We start from the raw sequence: 24952 nt of genomic DNA on the forward strand, positions 1-24952 counted from the left end.
GATGCAGAATGATGAACAATGTGATGAACAATGAGCGAGGGCCCTTCCTCGTGACTCATCATTTTGCATGCATCATTCTGCATTTTTTCTACGGCAGCGTTTCGCTCAAGACTTTCTTGGCTTGTTCGGCGCGGTAGTCGTGCAGCTTCTTCGTTAACTCGGGCCGGCTCGTTGCCAGAGCCGCAACGGCCAAGAGCGCCGCATTGATGACGCCCGGCTTGCCGATGGCCAGCGTCCCCACCGGGATGCCGGCCGGCATTTGCACGATCGCCAGGAGCGAATCAAGACCATTCAGGGTCGTGCTCGGGATCGGCACACCAAGCACGGGGCGAACCGTGTGCGCGGCCACGACCCCCGCCAGGTGCGCGGCACCGCCAGCCGCCGCGATCCACACTTCCACGCCGCGCTTTTCGGCGTCGGCCATGTATTCCCGCAACTGATCGGGCGTGCGATGAGCGGACAGCACCCGGCACTCGTGCGCGACGCCGAACTCGGCCAACGTTTCGTCGGCGTGCTTCATCAGCTCCCAGTCCGACTTGCTCCCCATCACGATCGCGACCAGCGGTTTTTCCACGGCGTGCATAGAGTCCTTCCTTCGGCGAGCAGAGAAATCAAGCGCCAACAGACGCGCCGGCCCAGGGCAATAGACGCGCGGGCGAAGCAAGCGGCGCGGCTGAGTATCGCACAAATGCCAGCGCTGACAAGGGGGCAGGCGCACAAGGCCGGCGCCGATCGATATGGTCGCCTACTGACCACTACCGATAAGATGGCCGAAGGCCCGAAGCCGATTTTTGCTTAGCAACGAGATACCCGCCACAAACCAGAACGAAGCACTCGTGACCGCCCCGCCAACGACGCCGCGATTTCTGCTCATCGGCTCCACCGGCCAGGTGGGGCGCGAACTGGTACGAATGCTGTCGCGCTTGGGCCCGCTCGTCGCCACGGCTCGAGCGCCGGGCCAAACCGCCGAGGCCGGGGCTACAATCGGGCTCGACGTTACTGACCTTGCCGCGCTCCGCCAGGTGGTGCGCGACGTGCGACCGTCGATCGTGATCAATGCCGCCGCATACACCGCGGTCGATCGGGCAGAAACCGAGCAAGACACAGCCTCGCAGGTCAACGGCGTGGTGCCGGGCGTGCTGGCCGAGGAAGCGCGGGCGATCGGCGCGGCGCTTGTACACTTTTCGACCGATTACGTCTTCGACGGTTCCGGCACGCGTCCCTGGCGCGAAGACGACCTGGTCGGCCCTTTGAACATGTACGGCCGCACCAAGCTGCAGGGGGAAGAGGCGATCCGCGCTTCGGGCGCCGCGCATTTGATTCTGCGCATTTCCTGGATCTACGCGCCTCACGGCGCCAACTTCGTGCGCACCATGTTGAAGCGGGGGCGGGAACGAGCCGAGCTGCGCGTGGTCGACGATCAAATCGGCGCGCCGACGCCGGCTTCCTGCGTAGCGGCCGCGACGGCACAAATCGTGGCACGCGCATCCGCCGGGCCGGTCGAGTTCTTTAACGAGCAAGGAGGTACTGTCCACCTGCCCTGCGCCGGCGAGACGAGTTGGCACGGCTTTGCGGAAGAAATCTTTCGTCTGGCGCGTGCCGCCGGATTGCCGCTGATCGTCGAACACGTGACGCCGATTCCAACCAGCGAATATCCCACACCCGCCCGCCGGCCGTTGAATTCACGGCTGGATGGCGCGCGGGCTGCCGAGCGCTTCGACGTGCGGCTTCCCGATTGGCGCACGGCGCTGGCTGCCGCCTTTCCCGCGATTGTCATCGCGAACCGTAAAACCTGATGGACTCGCCTCCGTATAATGCGCCGGAAACCCCGTCCCATTGAACGTCCGCGATGAGTAACCGCACGACCAACGTCCGGCAAAGCCTTGGCTTCATGGTGCGGTCGCTGCGCCACCGCAACTTCGCGTTATTCTTCAGCGGCCAACTCGTGTCGCTCGTCGGCACCTGGCTCAGCCTGGTAGCGACCAGTTGGCTGGTCTATCGGCTGACGCGCGATTCCGCGTCGGGGCACTCCGCGTTCATGCTGGGCGTGGTGAATTTCGCCGCTCAGATACCCATCTTTCTGCTGGCGCCCTTGGCCGGCGTGTGGCTCGACCGCTGGAATCGCCACCGGGTGCTGCAGGCCACTCAGACCTTGTCGATGGTACAGTCCTTCGCGATGGGGTACCTGGTGCTGTCGGAGCACATCACGCTGGTTCAGATCATCGCCTTGAGCATCTTTCAGGGCATCGTGAACGCTCTGGATATTCTCACGCGGCAATCGTTCCTCGTGCAGATGATCGACGAGCCCGAGGACCTGAGCAACGCCATCGCGCTGAATTCGTCGATGGTACAGGCCGCGCGCCTGGTGGGCCCGGCCGTGGCGGGCTTCTTGATCTACGCGTTCGGCGAGGGACTGTGCTTCGTGATCGACGGTTTCAGCTTTCTGGCCGTGCTTGGCGCCCTGTTGGCCATGCGCATTGCGCCGCGACCGGCAACACAAAAACATTTGCCGGTGACTTCGGCGCTTTGGCAGGGCCTGGTGTATGCCTTCGGGTTCGCACCGATTCGTGCGCTACTCTCGATCGTCGCCATCGTCAGCTTGATGGCGATGTCACAATCCGTACTCATGCCAATCTATGCCAACCAGATCCTCGGCGGGAACGAGCGCACGCTCGGCATTCTGTTAGGCAGTGCCGGGATGGGCGCTTTGGCGGGCGCTATTTACCTCACCTCACGCCGCAGCGTGCTGGGACTGGGGCGCGTGATCGTGATCGGCAGCGTCGCGCTGGGCGCGGCAATGATCGTACTCGCGTCGTCGAGCCATCTTGTTCTGTCTTTGGCCGCGCTCGTGGTGGCCGGTGCGGCGATGTTGGTTCAGGCCGCTTCGTGCAACACGCTGCTGCAAACGATTGTCGACGAAGACAAACGCGGTCGCGTGATGAGCCTGTTCGCCATGGCCTTCATGGGCATGGCTCCGTTCGGCAGTTTGCTGGCCGGCAGCGTGGCCACGGAACTGGGCATCCGCTGGACGCTGGCCTTGGCCGGCCTGGTGTGCGTAACCGCTGGCGGCATTTTTGCCCTGCATCTGCGTGCGATTCGTCCGCTCATTCGGCCGATTTATATTGCCAAGGGCATCCTGCCCGCCGTCGTCGCTGATCCCCAAGCGGCTACCGACATTCCGGCCGACGAACTCGCGGCGCTCAGCGAAGCGGGCGCCCTCAAGAGCGCGGCTGTCGAGCGAGACTCTGCCGCGAATCGCAGCGATTAGCGTCGCTACATCCCTCAATCAATAAAGAAATCGGGCTGCAGTTGGTTGCCCGGCTCGGTGGCGTATTGATCGAAGTCGGTCACGCCGCGGGCACGGAGCAGGTCTTCGTCGATAAAGAAGTTGCCCGTGCATTTTCGGCTGTCGCTGGTGAGGATCGCATAGGCCGCGTCTCCCATGATTTCTGGCTTGCGACAGAAAGGCCGCGCGTGCGGGGCCAGCAGGTTTTCGACCGCCGCGGTCCAGATCACGGTGCGCGGCCAAAGGGCGTTGGCGGCGATCCCCTGTTCGGCCAGTTCGGCCGCCATGCCCAAGACGCACATGCTCATGCCGAACTTGCTCATCGTGTAAGCCACATGGCCGGCGAACCACTTGGCTTCCATATTCAAAGGGGGCGAGAGGTTCAAGATGTGCGCGTTGTCGCTCTTGGCCAGGTGCGGAATGCACTTCTGCGAGCAGAGGAATGTCCCGCGCACGTTGACCTGGTGCATCAAGTCGTAACGCTTCATGGGCGTGGCCGTCGTGGGCGTCAACGAAATTGCGCTGGCGTTATTGACGAGGATGTCGATGCCGCCGAATTTCTTGACCGCTTGCTCGACGGCATCGGCCACTTGCTCCTCTTGGCGCACGTCGACCGCCAAAGGCAGAGCTTGCCCGCCCGCCGCCACCATCTCTTCTGCGGCGGTGAAGATCGTTCCGGCCAGCTTGGGATGGGGCTCGGTGGTCTTCGCCGCGATGACGATATTCGCGCCGTCACGCGCGGCGCGCAGGGCGATCGCCTTGCCGATCCCACGACTGGCACCGGTGATGAACATGGTTTTGCCGCGCAAATTGGGCATGGGATGCTCCGCGCTTGGTTTTCGGTTTGAGTCCGCCCCTCGCCGCCGAGAGTTCGGTTATACGGCCACGGTCAGCTACTGCTCCACATTGTCGGGGTCCCAGATCGTGGCCGCAATATAGCGATCGCTTTTCGGTTGATCGTGATAGTAGTAGGTCGTTACCACGTGCCCGTCGGCGCGCTGCACACTACGTGGATAGCCGACGTCCCGACCGCCGCCATCCTCGCGGAGAATGATCTCCTTACCCCAACTGCGGCCCCCGTCGCTGCTGAGACGGGCGCGCATCCCGTAGGGGGCCTTGCGATAGCCGTACGTCAGGCAGACGCGGCCGTCTTTCAGCCGGATCATGCTGGCTGGGTTTCCTTCGCCCGTGTCCGGCGCGCCGATGCCGGCCGACTGCCAGCTTCCGCCGTCATCGAGCGATCGGTAGAGGTCGATCCACTTCTTCGGCCCCTCGTGATGTCGCAACGCTGTCAGCAGCTCGGCCGGGCCCAGCCGCACGGTCGAGGGCATGATCGAAAAGCCCGTCGGCTCCGGCCCGACCCACGAGACAAAGTTCCAGGTCTTACCGCCATCCTTCGTGCGGGCGCAGAGCACGCGCCCTTCCTCATGATCCGTCTTGGCGGCAGTCAGGAAAAGCAAGCAGTCGTCCCGGCCGTTGACGATGTAATCCGTTCGAGCAGCGATCTCGAGACCCGTGTTGTTGGCTAGCACCAGGCGGAATGGTCCCTTCCAGGTATGACCACGGTCCGTCGAATAGTGGAAGCGCGATGGCCCGATGTCCGCATCGGTCATGCGCAGCGTCATGGCAAAGTCGGGATGCGTGAAATCGATCCCGCCGGGACAGTCTTGCCACGGCTTTTCCACCAGGCCGGGCGGCGTGACTCCGTGGAGCGCCTTACCAACCGGGATCAACACGCCTTGCTCGGCGGGATTCTCGATCTTCCAGGTACGGCCGCCGTTCAGACTGCGAGCGAGCAAATGCTCCTCGGGCTTGCCGTGATCGATGTTGTGCCGCTCGGGGCCAAGGTCCTGATAATACCCGGCGCCGAAGCCAACGAGAATTTCGTCGCCCCACGACCAGATGCCGTGATTGGCCGGCCAGCCTCCGAAGCGACCGGGCACGCGATAGACGTCAACGTTTTCGACTTCGATGGCCGCCGCATCCTGCGCAGCGAGCACTACGAACAAGGCGAAACAATTGGTAGCGATTGTCACGAGCGGTCGCATCATGAGAAGCATTCCCTCGTCGAGATTGGGATCAAGGCTGCACCTACCGCCTACATAGAATGCGAGCCGCGACTTGTGCGGTCAAGGTGCGGCTGTCCGCTTGGATGGTTCAGGAGATTGCTCAGACCAGATACTGTTCGAGGTGAGCGAGCAGGGCAGCCCCGGAGGCAGGTTGACCACGGAAGCCGACGTATCCGTCGGGCCGGATCAAAAAGAGCGTGTTGGCGCCGGCTCCGTAGGTTTCCTGCATGTGACGCTCGGAATCGATGAGTATCGTCGCAGCGGCGGTCCTCGAATCAAGGATGTGGGGTAAATCGCGCGCGCTCTGGGGTGTCAGAACGAAATGCATTTTAACGATACCCGGAAAGCGGCTTTCGACAGCGTCTGGAATGGCCAGCAGGTCGTCGTTTGAGAGGTTATCTGTCAGCAGAAGCAGAATGTGCTGCGAGCCGCGCAAGAGGTCGAACAATCGCAGCCGCGGGCCGGTGGCAAGTTCGGCAAACTCGACGTCGGGCGCGCGATCGCCGGCATGCACTCCTCCCTCCCACAGGCGCGTCGCGGCATTCCAGAAACCGCCGTTCTCACCCGTAATCGGGCCGTGGCGATAGTGGATCGACACCTCGGCCAGAGCATTGCTGAGTCCGCGCTGCACGACTTCGAGCGATCCGAACAGTTTGTATGCCCCGTCGCGAAGCCCCTGCGCCAGCGGGTTGCGCAGCGTCGCGGCGGTAGTCATAAGGCCGGCGTTGCGAAGCACCGCGCGGCCAATGGCGCTGCGCTCTTGCGAGTAACTGTCGAGCAACACATCCTTCGCGCGACCCTTGTGAACCAGTGCCAGCTTCCACGCCAGGTTCCAGGCATCCTGCATGCCAGTGTTCATCCCTTGTCCGCCGGCGGGGCTATGAATATGCGCCGCATCGCCGACAAGGAACACGCGACCGTGGCGATACTCGGCGACCATCCTCTCGTGAATGCGAAAACCCGCCAACCAAACCGGATCGCGGACCGTCAATTTGCCTGGGCCGCGCTGGTCGATCATGGCTTGCACTTCGGCGAGCGTTGGATCAGGGGGACGGTCGACGTTCTTGACCAGCCCGAGGTCGGCGATCACGCGAAAGCGACCACCGACGATGGGGAAGAAGGCGAGCACACCCTGCGTGTGAAAGAAAATGCTGATCTCATCCGACGGCAATGTTCCTTCGAGATGAATATCGGCCAGCATCCAATCGTTCGGCTCGGCATCGCCGGCGAACGGCACGCCAAGAACATGGCGCACAGTGCTATGGGCGCCGTCACAGCCCACCAGCCAGCGACTGCGCAGCTGCTCCTTCTGTCCGTCCACAGAGCATAGTTGGCTCGTTACGCCGGTTTCGTCCGCAGAAAACTCAGTAAGTGCAAGCGACCGCTCGACTCGCACGCCAAGGCGACCGGCGTGTTCCGCCAGCAGCCGCTCCGTAACGTTTTGGGGGATCAATAACGCATAGTTGTAAGGACTGTCGATTGCCAACGCGATGTGCAGCAACCGCTCTCCCTGCGTGTAGAGATTCACCCCGCGACCGCGCAGCCCGGACGCGACAAAGGAAGGAGCAATGCCGATGGCGTCGAGCATTTCCATACTGCGACTCCACAGCACGAGGGCTTTCGACTTGTCGGTAGGGGTCGCGGCTTTATCGATAAGGCGACAGGTCAGGCCATGCCGCACGAGTTCAGCAGCCATGGTCAGGCCGACTGGCCCCGCGCCGACGACGAGCACGTCAACCGTAGATTCCGACATCGCCGACCTCACCATTTGTTGATCCGGGCATAGTCACGCGGCCGCATCGAAGTCCAACTTCCCCGTTTAGTACCAGCGCCGTTTGTCGACGATGTTCAGCAGCTCCTTTCCTTGCGCGAAGCGGCGCAGGTTGTCCAAGAGCACTTGCAAATGCCGCTCGGCGATCAAGGGGGCCATGCCGGCGACGTGCGGCGTGAGGATCACGTTGTCGAACTGCCACAGTGGATGCTCCGGCGGCAGCGGCTCGACCTCGAAAACGTCGAGCGCCGCGCCGGCGATCTCTTTCGCTCGAAGAGCCGCGCACAGGTCGGCCAAGCGCACGATCGCCCCTCGGCCGATGTTGATGAAATAGGCGGTCGGCTTCATCTGCTGAAACTGTGCGCGGCCAAACAGCCCCGCGGTCTCGGGCGTATGCGGAGCGGCAACCACGACGTAATCGCTTTCGGAAAGCAGGCATGGTAATTCATTGATTGGCCACAGTGCTTCCATGCCCGGCACGGGCTCGGTTCGCGCCGGGTCGACGGCCACCACGCGCATGTGGCAAGCCACTCCGCGCGCCGCGATCTCGGCGCCGATGCCGCCCAGACCAACGATGCCCAGCGTAGCGCCCGTCAATTGCCGGTGTTCGAGATCAATGGGCGTTTGCAGCCCCGCGCCAAACTGGAAACCGGTGCGCGTCTGCTCGCCGCCGACCGGTTCCCAGCGTCCCGATGTTTGCCGCCGAATGTAAAGGTGCAAGTTGCGGGCAAAGCACGTAATGTATCCCAATACCTGGTCGGCAATGCAATCGTTGAACAGCCCGCGCATGTTGGTGAGCACGGCCGAGTGCTCGACCAGCTCGGGAAACAGGTAGTGTTCCATGCTGGCCGTGGGAGCTTGAATCCAGCGGAGCCGTTCGCCGCGTGCGAGCAACGCCGGCGTAATGCGTCCGAAGAAGGCGTCGGCATCGGCCATTTCGGCGAGCGCTTGCGCGTCGTCCGCGGCATTAACGACCGTGCCTAATCCCGCAACTGTCGATTCAATCTTGGAAAAACGGGCGGGCTCGACAGCGGGCGAAATCAACAGTTTCATCGAGTATCCATCTAGGGAATGTTCGGTGTACGGCTTGTTACGTCGACGGCATTATCGGGCGTGCCGCCGGAAATCGCCAGCCGGAGGCCAGTCCGCGCATTGTGACGCAACGTGGCGGCGGACTACAATCGACGCGAAAGGCAATCGATCATTCCGCCGGGGACAGAACGATGGCGACCACCGTTTATCGCACGTGTACGCTTTGCGAAGCCATGTGCGGTTTGAGCCTGGACGTCGAGGGCGACAAGATCGTGGCCGTTCGCCCCGACGAGGAAGATGTCTTTTCCCACGGCTACATCTGCCCCAAGGGCGCGGCGATCGCGGCCATTCACAATGATCCCGACCGGTTGCGTACGCCGATGCGCCGCACGCCCTCCGGCGATTTCGAGCCCATCCGCTGGGACGAAGCGTTTGCTCTGATTGGCGAAAAGCTCAACGCGATTCGGGCGCAGCACGGCGCCGATGCGATCGGGCTCTACATGGGCAATCCGATCGGGCACAACCACGCCGTATTGGCTTTGCGAAACGGCCTGTTTCGCGCGATTGGAACGCGCAATTGCACAAGCGCCGGTTCACAGGATACGAGCCCTCGGTTCGCGACTTCCTTTTACGTCTACGGTGCCTCGCTGTCGATCCCGGTTCCAGATATCGATCGGACCGACTATTTGCTCTGCCTGGGGGCGAACCCGCGCGTGTCCAACGGCAGCTTTCTGACGGCGCCCAACGTTCGCGAACGGTTGCAAGCCATTCGTCGGCGGGGCGGCCGGGTGGTGGTCGTCGATCCGCGGCGCACCGAAACCGCGCGCGATGCCGACGAGCATGTTGCCATACTGCCAGGCGGCGATGCGGCGTTTCTCTTGTCGATAGCGCAGGTGATTGTCGCGGAACAACTCGTGCGGCGCGACCATATCTCACGACTGGCCCTCGGCTTCGACGAAATCGAGCGCCGGCTGACGGAATTCACGCCCGAGCGCGTGGCCGCCTCGACCGGCATCGATCCGGGTACGATTCGCCGTCTGGCTCACGAGTTTGTGGCCGCGCGCACGTCGGTCGCGTATTCGCGCGTCGGCGTTTGCAACAATGCGCATGGTACGGTCGCCTCACTGGCCACGGATATCGTCAACCTGGTGGCAGGGCGGGTGGGCGAGATCGGTGGGGCCATGTTCCCCACTCCTGTTTTTGACGCACGTCCCATTTTGATGCTGACGGCGGCCGACGGCCATGCCCGCTGGCACAGCCGCGTGCGCCGGCTACCTGAGACGTTTGGCGACTTGCCGGCCGCAATACTTGCTGAAGAAATCGAAACGCCCGGCCGTGGCCAGATTCGTGCTATGGTCACCTACGCGGGCAATCCTGTGTTATCGACGCCCAACGGCCCACGTTTAGACCGAGCGCTAGCGACGCTCGATTTCATGGTCTCGATCGATTTGTACATCAACGAGACGACGCGGCATGCCGATGTGATTCTTCCGCCGGCCTGGAGTTTGACCGAAGATCACGTCGACTTGATCTCGACCAACGCGGCCGTGCGCAATGTCGCGCGCTGGTCACCGCCGGCAGTGCCACGACCGGAAGGCGGCAAGGCCGATTGGGAAATCATTCTTGAGCTGATCTATCGCCTGGGCGGCGGGCCAACCGGTCTGCGGCCGCTGGACTGGCTCTATCGCGTCGGTCGAAAATTCGGCATTCGCTGGAAGCCCGATTCAACGGTTGATTTGCTCGTTCGTCTTGGGCCGCACGGCGACCGGTTTCTGCCATGGAAGCGAGGCCTGAATCTGAAAAAACTCAAGCAAGCGCCTCACGGCATCGATCTGGGGCCGATGCAGCCGGGCATTGAACATCGGGTTTTGCATCGCGATCGAAAGATGCATCTCGCGGCGCCGGTTCTACTCGGCGCGATCGACGCTTTGGCCCAGTCGCTCGAACAATCGACCGACGACGGGACGCTGCTGTTGATCGGCCGGCGCGATTTGCGCAGCAATAATTCGTGGATGCACAATGTGCCAGGACTCGTCTCGGGAAAACTTCGGTGCGTGCTCTTGATCCATCCCGACGACGCTGCCCGCGCGGGGGTCCGCGATGGCGATACTGCCATTCTGGAAAACTCAATCCACTCGGGCGAAGTGCCAATTCGCGTCAGCGACGAAATGCGGCCGGGTGTGGTCAGCTTGCCGCACGGCTGGGGTCACGCGGCAACGGCCCGTTGGCAACGGGTGGCGGGGGCGAACGCCGGCGTTTCGGCCAACGACTGGACCGACGATCAGCAAGTCGAATCGGTCGTCGGCCAGTCGATTCTCAATGGCGTGAAAGTGCGCTTGCGAGCGAAGGTTGCGGTCGCGGTCGCGGCCGCTAGCGACGTGCAACCGGTCCTACAAAGCTAGCCATTCGCCCGGCGCTCGCGAGCCTCGACTGTCGGGAAGCAGCACCAATGCGCAGTCCGCGCGTTTTTCCCACCATAGCAGCATGCAAGAGAAATGGCCTCTGCTAGCGGCCGGAAACTTTCAAAAAAGCCCCCAACCGTCAAAGTCGGCCAAAGCACTGCGTCAATTCTGCCGATCAATGTCCCTGTAATCCGCATCCTCGGATTGCGTAGCTGCGCGACATGTCGCGGTGGCTTTCCCAGCCCCCGCAGATTGTCGGCCAAGGGACCAAGATGAGTCAGCTTCTCATGACACAGCCGTCGGAAGCACGTGCGACGATTCACCTCTCGCTGATCGCCTTGGCGATCACAGCGATGAGCTTGAGCGGCTGCGCTCACATGTATGAGAACACGGAGATGGGCAAAACGTCTTTGCCCCCGCATTACCCTCATCCGTTTGAAGCTCCCGTCAATTACGGCTATTTCCCGACTCTATGGCGCGCGTGGCCTGGTGCGGAATCGATTCCGGGTCAGACGATGGCGCGCAGCAAGGGTGAGGAAGAGGAGCGGGCCGAATCGACGAGCGATACACTGCCCGAGCCATCGACGGAAACCACACCCGAGGGCGCCGGTGAGCCGGGCATGGAGAATGTATTCGACCTGCCCGAGGGTATGCAAAACGAGACGCCCGAAGGCGCGGCTCAACCCGAGATGGGCGAGCCGCTACCCGACCAATTGATTCCGGACAACGAAGCACCGGCGGCAGCTCCCGAGGAATTGCGACAGCCTGAGGCGGCACCTGAAGCCGCGCCCGAGGCCGCGCCGGAGAAGGAGCAGATTCCCGACCAGCTCATCCCACCGGACGAAGGAGCCGCGCCGCCGCCCGAATCCTCGACGATGAATACGCCACGTGACCTGGAAGAGCTGCCGTTTGACGCTCCCGAAGGTGACCTGATTCCCGAGCGGGCACAACCCGTCGCGGCAAAGCCTCGGCCCGGCCTGCTCATGCCGATCGAGCAACGCCGTTCGACCGATGGAGAAGCGCCGCGCATCCAGAATGCTCTGCGTCCCGGAGTGCGGCAGGGCGCCAAGACGATGCTGAGCGAACCCGAGAACGCGATGCGCGAACTCGCCCGTGGCAAGGCAAAACCGGCAATGACCGCCGATGAGGTTTTTGCCGACGGTCCCCAATTCGCTACACCGGCGAGCGCCGAAACAGACGCAACGGCGAGCACTCAAGAAGAAGCGCCAAAAACAGAATCCTCGAACTTGCAATCGACACGGAAGCCTGGCGACAGCTCGCGCGTCGTTACGCCCACCTCGATGACCACTGCCGGTCCGGCAATGTCGATGACGGGTGACGAAGCAGCCGTGAACTGGCGCCCCTCGCGTGTACGCGGCGCCGGTACGCCGGGCCCTGCCCTGCAATCCAGTGCGGTGCGCGAGCCGTATCGCTCGCCTCGTCAGGCGGTGCGCCGCGATTACCCGGCCGTGCAGGCCGGGCATGTCGAGAGTGGCCCGGATTTCGGCACGACGGGCGGCGCGACGAATCCACTCCGCTAGTGCGGGCCGAATGCGAGCGGCTTCTTAAGTGCGAGCGGATCATCGCTGGTGCCAGGGGCGGTTAAGCGATGAAAATCGCCAGTCCCGCGGAATTTCGGGTCGCCTGCGTAAAACTCATCGCGGCGCAGCATCGGTCTCTGTAACAGGCGGAATCCACCGGCGACTCGCGATTGGTCAGTCGTTCGGCTGCTGGTCGCCGATGGCCGTCAATGATAGAGTTGATGAGGCAGGCCTCTGGTGCAAACCGCCGGATATTTCGGTCGGAAACCTGTCGCGTAAGTCATGGCGGAGGTGTCCGGGCCGCCGTGGTGAGTTTTTCGATGGCGGGGTCAGGCCCCCTCCGGATTAGTTTCGCGATAAGCACGCCGCCGACGGGACGGCGGGTCGCGCCCATTTGAGGGCCCCCACAGCTACGCTCTCACAAGTGGGGGGCAAGGGATGACTCAGAATTCATCGGCCCTGAAAAGCCCGAACGCCGACAAGCAACTCGCCGAGGTTGATGCATTGCGCCAGCGTGTCGCCGCGCTGGAGAAGCAAATGACCGATTACCGGCGGTTTACGGAACGATTGAGCGCGCCGTCGACCTCGCCGGAAGCCGATAACCGGGAATTCTTTCCGGCGCTCTCGGAAGCGCTGGCCAAGACGCTGGCTGCCGACGTCGTTGTTTTCGGAGAACTCCTAGCGCAGAAGGAAATCGTTCGCACGCCCGCGATGTACGTCAAAGGGGAGTTGCTCGTCGGAAAAGAATATCGCCTGGCGGGAACTCCCTGCGAAAACGTGGTGCGCAAGGGAGAGTGCATTTATACCGAAGCCGTGCAAAGCCATTTTCCCCGCGATCGCACGCTGGCCGAATGGGAAGTGGAAGCGTACGTAGGCACGCCGCTAGTCGGCGCCAACGGAGAGGTACTCGGCTTGTTGGCCGCCATGTGGACGCGACCCCTTGCCGATGGTGAGTCCGCCCGGTCGCTGCTGGCCTTGTTTGCCGGCCGCGCAGCGCGCGAGATCGAGCGCGGGCGGGCGGTCCAAGCATTGCGCACCAGCGAAGCTCGTTTTCGCACGCTTTGCCAGGCGTCGCCCATGGGAGTGTTCGAGGCCGACGAGCGCGGCTATTGCACCTATCTGAGCACGCAGTGGGAAGCGATCACCGGCCGCACGAACGAGCAGTTGCTGGGCTTCGGTTGGACGGCCTTCATGCATCCTGACGATATTGCACATTCGCGGGCCACGTGGCGCAAGTCGTGTCTGCAGCGTAGCCCCTATCTGGATGAGTTCCGCGTCGTGCTTGAAAGCGGCGAAATACGTTGGGCCCGAGCCGTTGCCCGGCGGCTGGAAGGGGACGAGACCAAGCCAGCCAGCTACGTCGGCTGCATCGAAGACATCACCGATCGCAAGAACGCCGAACTGGCGCAGCGGTCCACCGAAGAACGCTTTCGCGCGTTTATGGATAACAGTCCGGCCATCGCCTTTATGAAGGATACCAATGGCCGCCGGGTTTACGCAAATTTGCCGTATCTGAAGCGCTTTCAGCGCGGCACGGAAGAGGTCATCGGCAAAACCGATTTCGAAATGTTCGACGCCGAGCTAGCCCGCAAGCTGGCGGCCAATGACGAGCGGGTGTTGAACGAGAACCGCTGCATCCAAACGACCGAGGCGGTGCCCACGGCCGACGGTGTTCTGCGGCACTGGCTGGTCTACAAGTTTCCGGTCGATTCGGAATCGGGCGAGCGATACATCGGTGGCGTCGCGGTCGATATTTCGGAACGCAAACACGCTGAAGAAGAACTGCGCCGCGTGCTCGATGAACTGGAGCGTCGCGTCGCCGAGCGAACCAGCTCGCTGACAACCGCCAATAAGCGATTGCTCCAAGAGGCTTCCGAACGCGAAGCGGCCGAGTCCGCCCTACGCGACGAACAGATCCTCTTGCGCCGGCTTCTCTATCGGCAAGAAGCGGATCGCAAGCTGATCGCTTACGAGCTTCACGACGGACCGGTGCAATATGTTACCGCGGCGCTCATGCATCTGGAGGCGGCGCGCCGCGCTCTGGGCGATGTCTCGGATCAGGCCCGCGAGACGTTTGACAACGGTCTGGCGCTTTTGCGGAATACGATTCAAGAGGCCCGGCGGATGATCAACGGCCTGCAGCCGATGATGCTCGACGAATCAGGGCTGGCGCCGGCGATTGAATGCCTGATCCACGAGTACTTCGATCCCCAAGTGGTTCAGTTCGAGCATCAGATGCGCTCCGAGCGGCTCACGCCGCTGTTGGAGGGTATCCTGTTTCGCATTTGCCAGGAAGCGCTCACCAACGCCACCAAATACAGCCAGGCGAAAAAAATTCGAGTGCGGCTGACGCAAGAGAATGCCTGGGTGCGGCTGGAAATCGTCGATCAGGGGATCGGCTTCGATATGGAGCAAGCCACCACGGCCAACTCATTCGGACTGCGCGGCATTCGCGAGCGCGCGCGCTTGCTGGGAGGACATGCCCTGATCGATAGCGCGCCGGGCCGGGGGACGCGCATCGTGGTCGAGTTGCCGGTAAAAGAGGACTGACGGAGCTCGTTCGTTGCCACCCCTTGATCACTCGACAGCGTTGAAACGCGTTTATCTCGATAACGCCGCCACCAGTTGGCCCAAGCCGGCCCCGGTCTACCGCGCCGTCGAGCAGTACCTGCGCGACGTGGGCGCTGCGGTGGGCCGCAGCGTGTACGACGAGGCCGTGACGGCCCAAGGCCTTGTCGAGAATACCCGCCGGGCGATCGCCGAATGGATTGGCGCGAAACAGTCGGAAAACGTCGTCTTTACGCTCAACGGGACCGACGCGCTGAACACGGCGATTCACGGCGCGCTCGTTGACGGCGGACACGTCGTGACCACACTGGCCGAGCATAATTCCGTCTTGCGGCCGCTGGCCGCTTTGCAGGAAGCTGGTCGTATCCAGATCAGCCGGGTTTCCTGCGACGCGACCGGCGTGGTCGATCCTGCCGAGATTCGCCGGGCCATGCGGCCCACGACTCGTCTGGTAGCAATGACGCACGCCTCGAACGTGACGGGCATGATCCAGCCCGCCGCCGAGGTAGGAGCGATAGCACGCGACCGTGGCGTGTTGTTTCTTCTCGACGCGGCTCAGACCGCTGGCGAAATCGCCATCGACGTCGAACAAATGCACATCGATCTGTTGGCCGCACCGGGCCATAAAGGCTTGCTCGGGCCGCTGGGCACCGGATTCTTGTACGTCCGCCCGGAAATCGCAGACCAGATTCCGGCCCTTCGCCAAGGCGGCACTGGGACGCACAGCGACCGCGACCGCCAACCCGATGCGATGCCCGATAAGTTCGAGGCAGGCAACCTGAATGTTCCCGGCATCGCGGGGCTGGGCGCCGGCATCGCATGGCTGGCGGAACGTGGCATCGAACAATTGCGCAGCGTCGCGATCGAGCGTACCCGAAAGTTGATCGATGGCCTGTCAGAGATCAAAGGCGTGCGCCTGTTCGGCGCGCGTTCGGCTGAGGCGCGCGTGGCCGTGGTCAGCATCTCGGTTTCCGGGTACGATCCGCAAGAACTGGCCGCCACGCTTGACGCTTCGTTTCGCGTTCAGGCGCGGGCCGGCCTGCACTGTGCGCCGCTGATGCATCGGGCGCTCGGCACGACGGCCTCGGGCGGAACGCTGCGTTTCAGCCCTGGTCCGCTGACGACCGAGGAGGAGATCGATGTCGCCGTTCGCGCGGTGGCCGAAGTGGCCGCGCAGTCGCCGGTCGTGTAAATTTGCGTTTTGCGAGCGTTCACGCGGCGGAACAAGCTAGCCGTGTCGCCCGGCGCATACGAGACGAAGTTCGAGGAAGACCCCATGGCCAAAGAACCCTGGTACCGCGACGGATTGCGATTCAAATGCACGCAGTGCGGCGATTGCTGCACCGGCGCCCCCGGCTATGTGTGGGTGAACAAGGAGGAGATTGCCGCCCTGGCACGCCGCTTCAACCTGTCGGTCGAAGATTTCGAGCAGGATTACGTGCGCGAGGTGGGCGTGCGCAAGAGCCTGATCGAGTATGACAACGGCGACTGTGTCTTCTTCGATGGCGAAGCCCGGCGCTGCACGGTTTACGAAGATCGGCCGCGCCAGTGCCGCACCTGGCCCTTCTGGGAATCGAACGTGCGCACGCCCGAGACCTGGAAAGAAACGTGCGAAGCCTGCCCGGGCAGCGGCAAGGGGAACCTGGTACCGCTGGAAAAGATCGTCGAGCAGCTCAAGGTGTTGCGGCTGTAATTCTCAAGACGGATCGTGGCAGCGGCATGCTTATTCGGTGCGCAAAAAAGCATGGCACCGAGGATCTGCGGCCGGCTTATGCCAACTCTCTTGCATGCTGCTGAATCTTCCGCACGGCGGCCGCAATCTCGTGCATGTCTTCTTCATCGCCCAGAAGCGCATATTGGGGCACCCAGTAGGTCTCCCAGGCGGCCCGCTCGGTGATCGGAAATTCGCGCTGCCAGCTCGGGTGCCCGTCGGTGCCTGGGCAGAGCCGGCTGCGGAAGGCGCCGCTGGCGAATACATCCAGCGAGTGGACCGGCGGATAGGCCGCCTGGTTCGGTATACCTTCGGCGATCATGGCCTCGATGAAGCGCTCAGTGCTGATGTTTGCGAAGTGCGCGCGATTGATGTGGAAGATGTAGGCGTAATGGCCGTTGCGGGTCATGCGTGCGTCGAAAGCCTGTGGTGTGATGCCGGGAATATCGGCCAACAGCCGGTCCAGCAACCGGGCATTTTCATGACGACGACGGGTTTGCTCGTCGAGACGCGTCAGTTGCGCACCGAGAATCGCGCCTTGCCATTCGCTGAGCCGGTAGTTCGAGCCGTAGATAAAATGGCTATAAAACCACTTGCCAGGCATCCGTCCGCAATCATGGACCGAGCGGAGCAGACGTTCGGTCTCGTCGTCGTTGGTGATGATGATGCCCCCTTCGCCGGCGGTCATCAATTTGCTTTGCTGAAAGCTGAACGTGCCGGCCCGGCCGAAGGTGCCGACCGGACGTCCGCGCCACTGGCTGCCGTGGGCGTGGGCGCAATCTTCCAACACGATCAGGCCGTGGCCGTTCGCCATTTCGGTCAAGCGATCGAGATCCGCCGCATGCCCGCCCATGTGTACGGGCAGAATCGCCTTGGTGCGCGGCCCTATGGCCGCCTCGACGAGGTCGCAGTCGATGCAGTAGTTGTCCGCCCGGACGTCAACGAGCACCGGCACGGCGCCGGTCATGAGGACGGCGCTCGCCGTGGCGACGAACGTATAGTCGGGCACGATCACTTCATCGCCTGGCCCTATGCCGACGGCCAAGAGCGCGACTTCCAGCGCGTGCGTGCCGTTGGTGACCGCAATGCCATGTCGCGCCTGATGGTAGGCGGCGAAATCGCGTTCGAAAGCCAACGTTCGCGTTCCGGGCGTACGCCACCAGACGCGGCTGTCGAGTACTCCGAGCAGGGCTTCACGTTCGCGCTCGTCGTACTGCGGCCACTGTGGAAAAGATTTTGTCTTGGCCGGCCGGCCGCCGGCGAGCGCCAATTGGGCCATCGAGTGCTCGTCTTTCACAAAGAGGGGGTCATCGATGCTATGCGAGGGATTGGGCAGCTCGCGCATTTATTGCGCAAGGCCGTTTTAGCAGACGGCGCGAAGAGGAACGAGCGATAAGCACTCAGCCCGGCCGAGCGCAGCTTAACGAGCAGCTTCGACCGCCGCCGGCCGCGGCTTCGCGGTGTGATCTGGTACGAGAAAGCTCAGATGCATTTCGGCGTGCCGCAAGTGAAAGCGATCCCACTCTTCGATCGAAAGTGGTCCGGCCACCGGATGCGACGTGCGCGCCGTCTCGCTGCGCAAACGATGGATGCCGTGGCGCAGCGCCGCCAGCCCCTCGGCCGGCGTCGTGGTATCCGGCGCTACGAGCCGCTCGGCCGCCGACTGCGGTACCTGGAAACCGGTCGGGAAGGGACCGTCGAGCAGTAGTCGTTTGACGTACATGCGCCCGATGATCCGCAGCCAAAGCGGCACCTTGAAGCCAGTGCCGTTGATCGAGCCTTCCATCGCCACGCCCAAATGTTTGAGCGTCTGCCCAACCGACCAATTTCCCAGGCACATGACCTGCGGAGCCGCGGCGAGTGTTTCGGCCTCGGCCCAGACCTCGTCGATGGAATTGAAGCGCAACCGGCGTCGTCCGCTGACCTTTTTGGTATCGACGGCCATAGTCGGCATCCCGGTGGGGGCGAATTCGCCGGTCGGTCGGTCGCCGAAGAGACCCGGCGCGGCGCAGGAAAAGATGCCTCACTTTATCGCAGCTTCTCCGCGCTGGCAAACTTCCTGATCGCCCCTTCAGACCGGGGGGCGATTGCCTGCGCGGCCTTGGTTTGGCACGATGGGGGTTTCTCGTCGGGCGTCCCAAGCCCGACACGAACATTAAACCGCACGAATAATTCACTCCAAGTAGAGCAACCGAACATGGCCGCATTCCCCGAAGTCAGCAAGATCCGCTACGAAGGCCCGACGTCGAAGAATCCTCTCGCCTTCCATCATTACAACCCCGACGAAATCGTCGAAGGGAAGGCGATGAAGGACCATTTCCGTTTTAGCGTCGCCTACTGGCACACATTCCGCGGCGCGGGGGCCGATCCGTTCGGGCCGGGCACCGCCTTGCGCCCCTGGGAAGCGCCGGTCGATTCGGTCGATAACGCCATCAATCGCGTGCGCGTCGCCTTTGAATTCATGGAAAAGCTGGGCGCACCCTACTACTGCTTCCACGATCGCGACGTGGCGCCCGAGGGGGCCTCGCTGGCCGAATCGAACAAGAATTTCGACGCCGTCGCCAAGGTGCTCAAGGAAGAACAGCAGCGCACGGGCATCAAGCTCTTGTGGGGTACGGCCAATCTGTTCAGCAATCCGCGTTACGTGCATGGGGCGGCCACCAGTTCGAACGCCGACGCGTTTGCCTTTGCCGCGGCTCAGGTGAAAAAAGCGCTGGAAGTCACCAAGGAGCTGGGCGGCGACGGATACACCTTCTGGGGTGGACGCGAAGGGTACCAGAACCTGTGGAACACCGACATGAAGCGCGAGGTCGATCACCTGGCCCGCTTCATGCACATGGCGGTCGATTACGCCAAGTCGATTGGCTTCCACGGGCAGTTCTATTTCGAGCCCAAGCCGAAGGAACCGACCAAGCACCAATACGATTTCGACGTAGCAGCGTGCATCAACTTCCTGCGCGCCTATGGCTTGGAAAAGAGCGTGAAGATGAACATCGAAGCCAATCACGCCACGCTGGCCGGCCATTCGATGCATCACGAGCTGGAATATGCGGCCATGCAAGGCTTCCTGGGCTCGGTCGACGCCAACTACGGCGACCTGATGCTCGGCTGGGACACCGATCAATTCCCTACCGATATCTATCTCACCACGCAGATCATGCTAGTGCTGTTGAAATACGGCGGGTTCACGACGGGCGGGCTGAACTTCGACGCCAAGGTTCGCCGCGAAAGCTTCGAGCCGGTGGATCTCTTCCACGCCCATATCGGCGGCATGGACGCTTTCGCGCGAGGGCTGAAGATCGCCGCCGCCATCCGGGCCGATGGCCGTCTCAATGAGATGTTGAAGAGCCGCTACAGCAGTTGGGACTCGGGCGTTGGCGCCGAAATCGAATCGGGCAAGGCCGACTTCAAGTCGCTCGAGGCCTACATGCTCAAGAAGGGGGACGCCACGCCCAACGTGAGCGGCCGCCAGGAAATGATCGAGAATTTGATCAATACCTTCATCTAGTTAGTGGGCAGAGGGCAGTCGGCAGTCGGCAGTGATGAAGGAAGCCCCTCCGTCGTGGAGTGCCGTGCTTGTTCGCCGTTAGGCGAATAAGCATGTCTTAGATGCACCATTCGGCTTCAGCGCGCGAAAAAAATCGAGCCTGCGACATCGATCAGGATTTCGAAGTCCTGGTCGGTGCCGCAGGCTCGTTTATTACGTTCGAACTCGGCCGGGAACCGAAGCTCTAAACAGCCTTACGACTTCCTGCGACGCACGCGCCGCCAGGCCAACGTCGCCACCGCCATGCCGACGAGCGTGATGCTGGCCGGTTCCGGAATCGGGGCCGAGGTCGTGTGGAACGTCGGCGTGAAGAACGACAGCGACGGCGAACCGTCGACGGCGAAGGCCAGCACACTGTCTTGCACGTTCAGCGAGGTCGCGCCGGCGAAACTCAGATTCGTGGTCAATTGCGAGCCGCCCGGCGAGTTGGCGAAAATGCTCATCGTGTCGTTGACATTGCCGGGCAGAAAGCTCTCGGTCGCGGACACCGTACCACTGCCGCCCAATACGGTCGGGACGCCCGTCAGGTTAGCGCCGATGATGGTGTTGCCCAGCGTGACATCGGTAACGCGGTAGGTGAGCAGCGCGTCCGACCCCTGGTTCCCAGGGAGATCGGTGAAAGCACCTTGGAATTGCAGACCGTTGTCACCGTTCAGGGCGGTGAAGGGCGAAACCGTTATGCCGGTGGCCGCGGGCATGTCGCCGGTCTGCAAGTAGCTGAAATTGTCGAACACCAGGTCGCCCACCTGGATCGAACCACCAGGCACGAGCAGGTCGGACAGCGTCGTGGCACGGGCCACGGTGACAGCGCCAATCAAGACAATCGAAAAAGCAATGAGTCGAAGAAAAGTGCGATGCAAAGTCATAGTTCTCTCAGTTCCCAGGTGCTGAACGTTGTGGATGGTTTTTTGCGAAATCTAAAGGGCCTCTATTCCTCTCTCGGCAACGAACGCCAATACCGCGTGCTGGAAACTCGGTCGTGGCGGCCGGATCTGGGCGAATCAGAGAATCGAACGGTCGGCTCGATCTCACGCCGTGCGAGGACCAGAAATCCGCAAGCGGCTTAAACGAGCGCGGTGCGACGCACGCGGAAAAGCCGGATTGACTGGCCGGGCGACGGTGCCCAGGAGAATCGCAAGAAAAACAAGCTTTGGATTACCATCCGTGGCTTGTCGCGATTCTCAGCGAGAGAGCATTAGCAACTCGTAAAACGGACCGTCGAAAAAGAACTGTGGGGCGTTTGCCCTACCCAACTATAATCACCGCCTGCCGGCGGATGTTCCGAAAAATCCCTAAAATTCTCAAATTGTTTTTTCGTCGCTGGTCGTTGCCTGCCGACGGAGCCATTTCTTGCGACCCGCCACCAGGCCGGCCGTTCCCAAGGCGATCGCCGCGAGCGACAGACTAGCCGGCTCGGGGATCGACCCGGTAACGACTTGGAACGATGGCGCGAAGAACGACAACGTCGCGGCCCCGCTGGTCGCCTCTGCCTGCAGCACGCCGGTCACAGTAAGCGACGTAGTTGAACTCAATCCCGACAACTGATCGATAAGGTGATTCGGGCCCGACGTGCTGGCAAAGATATTCAGCACCGTGGGCAATTCGGCAAATGATTCGGTGAGCGTGAGTGTTCCTTGACCGATAATGGCCGGATTACCCGACAGGATGGCGCCAAAGAGCGAGTCGCCTTGATCGGCCGTCACGTGAAACCCAAAGGTGGCGTCGGAGCCGTTACCGGCGGGCATATCCAGGAATGCTCCCTGGAACAATAAACTGTTGGTTGCCGACTGTGGGACGACATTGATCGAACTGGGCGCCGGCATCTGGCCCGTGCCCAGGTACGTGAAGTCGCTAAATGTCACGTTGCCCGCGTGCAATGTCGCACCGGGAACCAGCAGGTCCGACAGCGTCGTCGCCTGCACCGTCCGCGCGGTCAGCAGCAGCGCGAGCCCAAGTGTGGCACGCACGGCAGCAGAGGTCAGCGGATGGTTTCGACGTACGACAAACATGGTTTTTGACGGGGTAAAAATCTTCGGTTAGTTCCGGCAACCTGGTTGCGCCGAGATGCGCGCAACGAAGCACGCAAGTCCGTGAACAGGAATGGGGCCAGAGGAATCGCAGAAGGGCAGCCCGATGGGCTGCAAGCTTGTCCGGGCTTTCTCAGCCGGCGAACGAAGCGCGATTCTTGCCGAAGAGCATTAGCAACTCAGGGATGCTGGTAAGCCGATGAGCGATACAAACTCGCCATCGACCATGACTGTACTAGAGGGCAGAGATTGTGTAAAGCTTCTCTTTCCTAAAAATCCCAGATTTTCGTGTCTCTGCCCGTTTGGTGTGTGTGGGGGCGGGGGGGGCGAGAATGGCTGCCCAAGTCTATTAGGGGCGGCAAATACCGGCCACCGGGCGAGAGGAAACTGCCCACTTCCTTGCAGCTACACGTGATCGACCTCCTGCCACCAATCGGCCGCCGCGATTGCAGCCGGATCAAACGACAACGCCAGATCCAGCGCTTTAACCATCGAAAGCTCCGTACGACGGGGCGAAATGGCAAAAAGCCCCTCCACGGGCGGGGTCGCCGGGAGCCATCCCCCCACCTGCGCCACGCCCCGCTCACGGGCTAGGGAGATGACTGACCGCAAGAGTGCCTCCCGGCATGCGGCATCCCCACCGCGGACGGCGTGATCCTGAATGATCAGCTGGCCCTCGGCCGTCGTCAGGCAGACGTAACTGCATTTCTGGCCCCCGGGCTCAACAAGCCAAAAATGCTCTGCCTGCGGCAGCCGGGCGGCCAGGTGCAGCCAGTATTCCGCGGTCCGGTCGATGGCCAGCGTACGGCGACCGTGGTCGCTCGTGTAAATCTCGGCCAACCGTGGGACCCGCTGCGAGAACTCCTCCCCCGCGGCGGCGGCCACGAGCCGCCAACCTGCCTGCGGACTCCCCGCGCCATCGGTCTTGGCGGTGCCAAAGTGCGAGGGGCAAAGCGTGTAGCCCAGCCGTTCGTAGTAACGCGGCTCAATGTCGCAGAACAGCGCGCTGATTCGCGCCCCTTCGTGTTGTTCGAGCGATTCGATCCATCGAATCAAGCGCTGCGCAATCCCCTGCCCACGGTATTGCTCGAGCGTGTGGACTGAAGCGATGCCGATGCCTGGGAACGAGCGCCCATGCAATAAGAATCGCAGCGGATGACTGGCGAGCGCGGCCACGACGCGCCCTTCGATGCAGCCGACGATCCACCGCGCACGGCGATGGAGCGCGGAGTTTTCGCGACGAGCGACGTGATCCGCCAACGACAAGCCCAGCGACCAGACGTCGTGACAATTCTCGTGGGCCTGGCGGCGCTCGGCGTCGCCGGCTACGTGGATGTCGAGAAATTGCGTCATGACCAGATCGTTCGAGGTAGTGCCATGCGGTGTGCGGTGCTGGTGGCGAGCCACCACTGGCACCCGACTCAGGTTTTGAACGGCGTTTCCATTTGTTTGCAGCCTTGCGACAGTTTGCTTGCAGCCTTGCGCCTGTGCGGTAGATTGTGGGCGCATTTCGTGGCGGTGCAATCCTTGCCGCCGGCGGTTCGTATCTCTCTTGATTCCCGTTGGGAGCTTTGTGCGGTGACAACCAAGATGAATGAACGAATCGTGCTGGCCGCCCGACCGGTTGGTTTTCCGCAAGAAAGCGATTTTCGCCTCGAGGAGCGACCGGTCGAGCAGCCTACTGCCGGACAGTTCCTCGTTCGTATCGGCTACCTGTCGCTCGACCCGTACATGCGCGGCCGGATCAGCGAGGCCAAAAGCTACGCCGCCGGTGTGCAGCCGGGCGAGTTGATGGTCGGCGGCGGCGTCGGCCGGGTCGAGGCGTCGCAGCACCCGAAATTTGCCGTCGGCGACTTCGTCGTCGGGCCGAACTTCGGCTGGCAGCGTTATGCGATCTCCAATGGCGCCGGAGTGACGAAAGTCGACCCGAGCCTGGCGCCGGTTTCGACGGCCCTTGGTGTGTTAGGTATGCCGGGACTGACCGCGTATTTCGGTTTGCTGGAAGTAGGCCGGCCACGGCCCGGCGAAACCGTCGTCGTCTCGGCAGCCTCGGGCGCGGTCGGCGGAGTGGTTGGCCAGATCGCCAAGATCATGGGGTGCCGCGTCGTCGGCATCGTCGGCTCGGACGAAAAGGCCGCCTATATCCGCGACGAACTCGGCTTCGATGCCGCGATCAACTACCGCACCGCCGGGAACCTTAGCAAGGCGATCGCCGAGGCCTGTCCCGCCGGAGTGGATGTTTACTTCGAAAACGTCGGCGGCGAGATCCTCGACGCCGTGATGCAAAACCTCAACTTTCGGGCGCGCATCGCGGTCTGTGGCATGATCGCCGAATACAACCTCGAAAAGCCCGCCGTTGGACCGCGCCCTGGGCGCATGATTCTCGTCCATCGCGCCCGCATGGAAGGATTCATCGTCTTCGATTTCCACGATCAATACCCGCAAGCGCTCGCGGCGCTAGGCCGGTGGGTGCGCGCCGGAAAAATCAAGTATCGCGAAGACGTCATCGACGGACTGCCCAATGCTCCGCGGGCTTTCATTGGCCTGATGCAAGGGAAGAATTTCGGGAAGCTGTTGATTCGCGTCGCGGATTTAAATGCCTAAGCGGTGCATGGAACCCGTCTCGTAGAGAAAGGAAGCGTCGATCGATGGCCCTGCCACGTGCGCAACTGAACGAGGTGATCGATATTCGCCCACTCGGCGCGGACATCGCCACGTCGCCCACCTCTACGCTGTTGGTGACGGACGCGCTGGAAGTCATTCGCCTCGTGATGCCTGCGGGCAAGAAAATCCCCACGCACCAGGTGCCTGGTGAAATCACGGTGCAATGCCTGGAAGGAAAAATCGAGTTCACAGCCGGCGATCGCTCGCACGCATTGCGCGCGGGCGAGATGCTGGGACTGCCCGGCGGTTGCCCTCATGCGTTGCACGCGCTCGTTGATGCAACGGTGCTGGTCACAATCCTGCTGAAGAAATAAAACCCTGCGGCACGCCCCGA

General features: G+C 62.3%; 20 protein-coding genes. 10 read left to right on the forward strand and 10 right to left on the reverse strand.

Annotated elements, in window-relative coordinates; all coding sequences use genetic code 11:
• Positions 1 to 88: 88 nt before the first annotated feature.
• A complete protein-coding gene (gene purE, locus VHD36_02745; GenBank protein ID HVU86210.1) occupies positions 89 to 583 on the reverse strand; it encodes a 5-(carboxyamino)imidazole ribonucleotide mutase in 495 nt (164 codons plus the stop codon).
• A gap of 253 nt (positions 584 to 836) precedes the next feature.
• Here purE and rfbD point away from each other — a divergent pair, with 253 nt between their 5' ends.
• Positions 837 to 1796: a dTDP-4-dehydrorhamnose reductase gene (gene rfbD, locus VHD36_02750; GenBank protein HVU86211.1), complete on the forward strand. Its 960-nt coding sequence runs from the start codon at positions 837 to 839 to the stop codon at positions 1794 to 1796.
• Positions 1797 to 1849: 53 nt separating this feature from the next.
• Positions 1850 to 3268, forward strand: a complete 1419-nt coding sequence (locus VHD36_02755) for an MFS transporter (GenBank protein HVU86212.1) — start codon at positions 1850 to 1852, stop codon at positions 3266 to 3268.
• A gap of 14 nt (positions 3269 to 3282) precedes the next feature.
• Here the strand turns inward: VHD36_02755 and VHD36_02760 are convergent, their stop codons facing one another.
• From VHD36_02760 to VHD36_02775, 4 genes are all read right to left on the reverse strand, one after another.
• Positions 3283 to 4104, reverse strand: coding sequence for an NAD(P)-dependent oxidoreductase (locus VHD36_02760; GenBank protein ID HVU86213.1), 822 nt, complete (start codon positions 4102 to 4104; stop codon positions 3283 to 3285).
• Positions 4105 to 4179: 75 nt separating this feature from the next.
• Positions 4180 to 5337 (reverse strand): sialidase family protein, encoded by a 1158-nt coding sequence (locus VHD36_02765; GenBank protein ID HVU86214.1) that lies wholly within the window; start codon positions 5335 to 5337, stop codon positions 4180 to 4182.
• Positions 5338 to 5455: 118 nt separating this feature from the next.
• Positions 5456 to 7087, reverse strand: a complete 1632-nt coding sequence (locus VHD36_02770; GenBank protein ID HVU86215.1) for an FAD-dependent monooxygenase — start codon at positions 7085 to 7087, stop codon at positions 5456 to 5458.
• Positions 7088 to 7174: 87 nt separating this feature from the next.
• Positions 7175 to 8179, reverse strand: coding sequence for a D-2-hydroxyacid dehydrogenase (locus VHD36_02775; GenBank protein ID HVU86216.1), 1005 nt, complete (start codon positions 8177 to 8179; stop codon positions 7175 to 7177).
• 170 nt (positions 8180 to 8349) lie between these two features.
• Here VHD36_02775 and VHD36_02780 point away from each other — a divergent pair, with 170 nt between their 5' ends.
• The 5 genes from VHD36_02780 to VHD36_02800 all read left to right on the forward strand — a co-directional run bounded on the left by VHD36_02780 (position 8350) and on the right by VHD36_02800 (position 16362).
• Positions 8350 to 10560, forward strand: coding sequence for a molybdopterin-dependent oxidoreductase (locus VHD36_02780; GenBank protein HVU86217.1), 2211 nt, complete (start codon positions 8350 to 8352; stop codon positions 10558 to 10560).
• A 272-nt stretch (positions 10561 to 10832) separates the two neighbouring features.
• The gene (locus VHD36_02785) at positions 10833 to 12101 is read left to right on the forward strand and encodes a hypothetical protein (protein ID HVU86218.1); all 1269 of its coding nucleotides are present in this window, start codon (positions 10833 to 10835) and stop codon (positions 12099 to 12101) included.
• 438 nt (positions 12102 to 12539) lie between these two features.
• Positions 12540 to 14651, forward strand: coding sequence for a PAS domain S-box protein (locus tag VHD36_02790; GenBank protein ID HVU86219.1), 2112 nt, complete (start codon positions 12540 to 12542; stop codon positions 14649 to 14651).
• A 13-nt stretch (positions 14652 to 14664) separates the two neighbouring features.
• On the forward strand, positions 14665 to 15861 hold the full coding sequence (locus VHD36_02795; GenBank protein HVU86220.1) for an aminotransferase class V-fold PLP-dependent enzyme: 1197 nt from the start codon (positions 14665 to 14667) through the stop codon (positions 15859 to 15861).
• Between the two features lie 84 nt (positions 15862 to 15945).
• Complete coding sequence (locus VHD36_02800; protein ID HVU86221.1) at positions 15946 to 16362, forward strand: YkgJ family cysteine cluster protein; 417 nt, start codon at positions 15946 to 15948, stop codon at positions 16360 to 16362.
• A 76-nt stretch (positions 16363 to 16438) separates the two neighbouring features.
• Here VHD36_02800 and VHD36_02805 read toward each other — a convergent pair whose 3' ends face one another.
• Both VHD36_02805 and VHD36_02810 read right to left on the reverse strand, forming a co-directional pair.
• Positions 16439 to 17659, reverse strand: a complete 1221-nt coding sequence (locus VHD36_02805; GenBank protein HVU86222.1) for a DegT/DnrJ/EryC1/StrS family aminotransferase — start codon at positions 17657 to 17659, stop codon at positions 16439 to 16441.
• 141 nt (positions 17660 to 17800) lie between these two features.
• The gene (locus tag VHD36_02810; protein HVU86223.1) at positions 17801 to 18325 is read right to left on the reverse strand and encodes a DUF1569 domain-containing protein; all 525 of its coding nucleotides are present in this window, start codon (positions 18323 to 18325) and stop codon (positions 17801 to 17803) included.
• 252 nt (positions 18326 to 18577) lie between these two features.
• On the opposite strand from VHD36_02810, the gene xylA reads away from it, so the two are divergent.
• Entirely contained in the window at positions 18578 to 19888 is a 1311-nt protein-coding gene (gene xylA / locus VHD36_02815) for a xylose isomerase (protein HVU86224.1), read from the forward strand.
• A 233-nt stretch (positions 19889 to 20121) separates the two neighbouring features.
• Here xylA and VHD36_02820 read toward each other — a convergent pair whose 3' ends face one another.
• The 3 genes from VHD36_02820 to VHD36_02830 form a co-directional block, all read right to left on the reverse strand.
• On the reverse strand, positions 20122 to 20727 hold the full coding sequence (locus VHD36_02820) for a PEP-CTERM sorting domain-containing protein (protein ID HVU86225.1): 606 nt from the start codon (positions 20725 to 20727) through the stop codon (positions 20122 to 20124).
• Positions 20728 to 21228: 501 nt separating this feature from the next.
• Positions 21229 to 21894, reverse strand: a complete 666-nt coding sequence (locus tag VHD36_02825; protein HVU86226.1) for a PEP-CTERM sorting domain-containing protein — start codon at positions 21892 to 21894, stop codon at positions 21229 to 21231.
• 465 nt (positions 21895 to 22359) lie between these two features.
• Positions 22360 to 23307, reverse strand: coding sequence for a GNAT family N-acetyltransferase (locus VHD36_02830; protein ID HVU86227.1), 948 nt, complete (start codon positions 23305 to 23307; stop codon positions 22360 to 22362).
• A 237-nt stretch (positions 23308 to 23544) separates the two neighbouring features.
• Between VHD36_02830 and VHD36_02835 the strand changes: the two genes are divergently transcribed.
• Together VHD36_02835 and VHD36_02840 are read left to right on the forward strand one after the other, a co-directional pair.
• Positions 23545 to 24558 carry an NADP-dependent oxidoreductase gene (locus VHD36_02835; protein HVU86228.1) on the forward strand — a complete coding sequence of 338 codons (1014 nt, stop codon included), beginning with the start codon at positions 23545 to 23547 and terminating at the stop codon, positions 24556 to 24558.
• Between the two features lie 44 nt (positions 24559 to 24602).
• Positions 24603 to 24932: a cupin domain-containing protein gene (locus VHD36_02840; protein HVU86229.1), complete on the forward strand. Its 330-nt coding sequence runs from the start codon at positions 24603 to 24605 to the stop codon at positions 24930 to 24932.
• Positions 24933 to 24952 lie beyond the last annotated feature (20 nt).

Source organism: Pirellulales bacterium (assembly GCA_035546535.1).
In the GTDB taxonomy this organism is placed as follows: domain Bacteria; phylum Planctomycetota; class Planctomycetia; order Pirellulales; family JACPPG01; genus JACPPG01.

Excerpts from the sequence above, each read along its gene's own strand:
- VHD36_02765 (HVU86214.1), bottom strand. The coding sequence starts at position 5,337 with ATGATGCGACCGCTCGTGACAATCGCTACCAATTGTTTCGCCTTGTTC.
- VHD36_02810 (HVU86223.1), bottom strand. The coding sequence starts at position 18,325 with ATGGCCGTCGATACCAAAAAGGTCAGCGGACGACGCCGGTTGCGCTTC.
- VHD36_02805 (HVU86222.1), bottom strand. The coding sequence starts at position 17,659 with ATGGCCCAATTGGCGCTCGCCGGCGGCCGGCCGGCCAAGACAAAATCT.
- VHD36_02780 (HVU86217.1), top strand. The coding sequence starts at position 8,350 with ATGGCGACCACCGTTTATCGCACGTGTACGCTTTGCGAAGCCATGTGC.
- xylA (HVU86224.1), top strand. The coding sequence starts at position 18,578 with ATGGCCGCATTCCCCGAAGTCAGCAAGATCCGCTACGAAGGCCCGACG.
- VHD36_02835 (HVU86228.1), top strand. The coding sequence starts at position 23,545 with ATGAATGAACGAATCGTGCTGGCCGCCCGACCGGTTGGTTTTCCGCAA.
- VHD36_02830 (HVU86227.1), bottom strand. The coding sequence starts at position 23,307 with ATGACGCAATTTCTCGACATCCACGTAGCCGGCGACGCCGAGCGCCGC.
- VHD36_02800 (HVU86221.1), top strand. The coding sequence starts at position 15,946 with ATGGCCAAAGAACCCTGGTACCGCGACGGATTGCGATTCAAATGCACG.
- VHD36_02790 (HVU86219.1), top strand. The coding sequence starts at position 12,540 with ATGACTCAGAATTCATCGGCCCTGAAAAGCCCGAACGCCGACAAGCAA.
- VHD36_02775 (HVU86216.1), bottom strand. The coding sequence starts at position 8,179 with ATGAAACTGTTGATTTCGCCCGCTGTCGAGCCCGCCCGTTTTTCCAAG.
- VHD36_02760 (HVU86213.1), bottom strand. The coding sequence starts at position 4,104 with ATGCCCAATTTGCGCGGCAAAACCATGTTCATCACCGGTGCCAGTCGT.
- VHD36_02785 (HVU86218.1), top strand. The coding sequence starts at position 10,833 with ATGAGTCAGCTTCTCATGACACAGCCGTCGGAAGCACGTGCGACGATT.
- VHD36_02840 (HVU86229.1), top strand. The coding sequence starts at position 24,603 with ATGGCCCTGCCACGTGCGCAACTGAACGAGGTGATCGATATTCGCCCA.
- VHD36_02755 (HVU86212.1), top strand. The coding sequence starts at position 1,850 with ATGAGTAACCGCACGACCAACGTCCGGCAAAGCCTTGGCTTCATGGTG.
- purE (HVU86210.1), bottom strand. The coding sequence starts at position 583 with ATGCACGCCGTGGAAAAACCGCTGGTCGCGATCGTGATGGGGAGCAAG.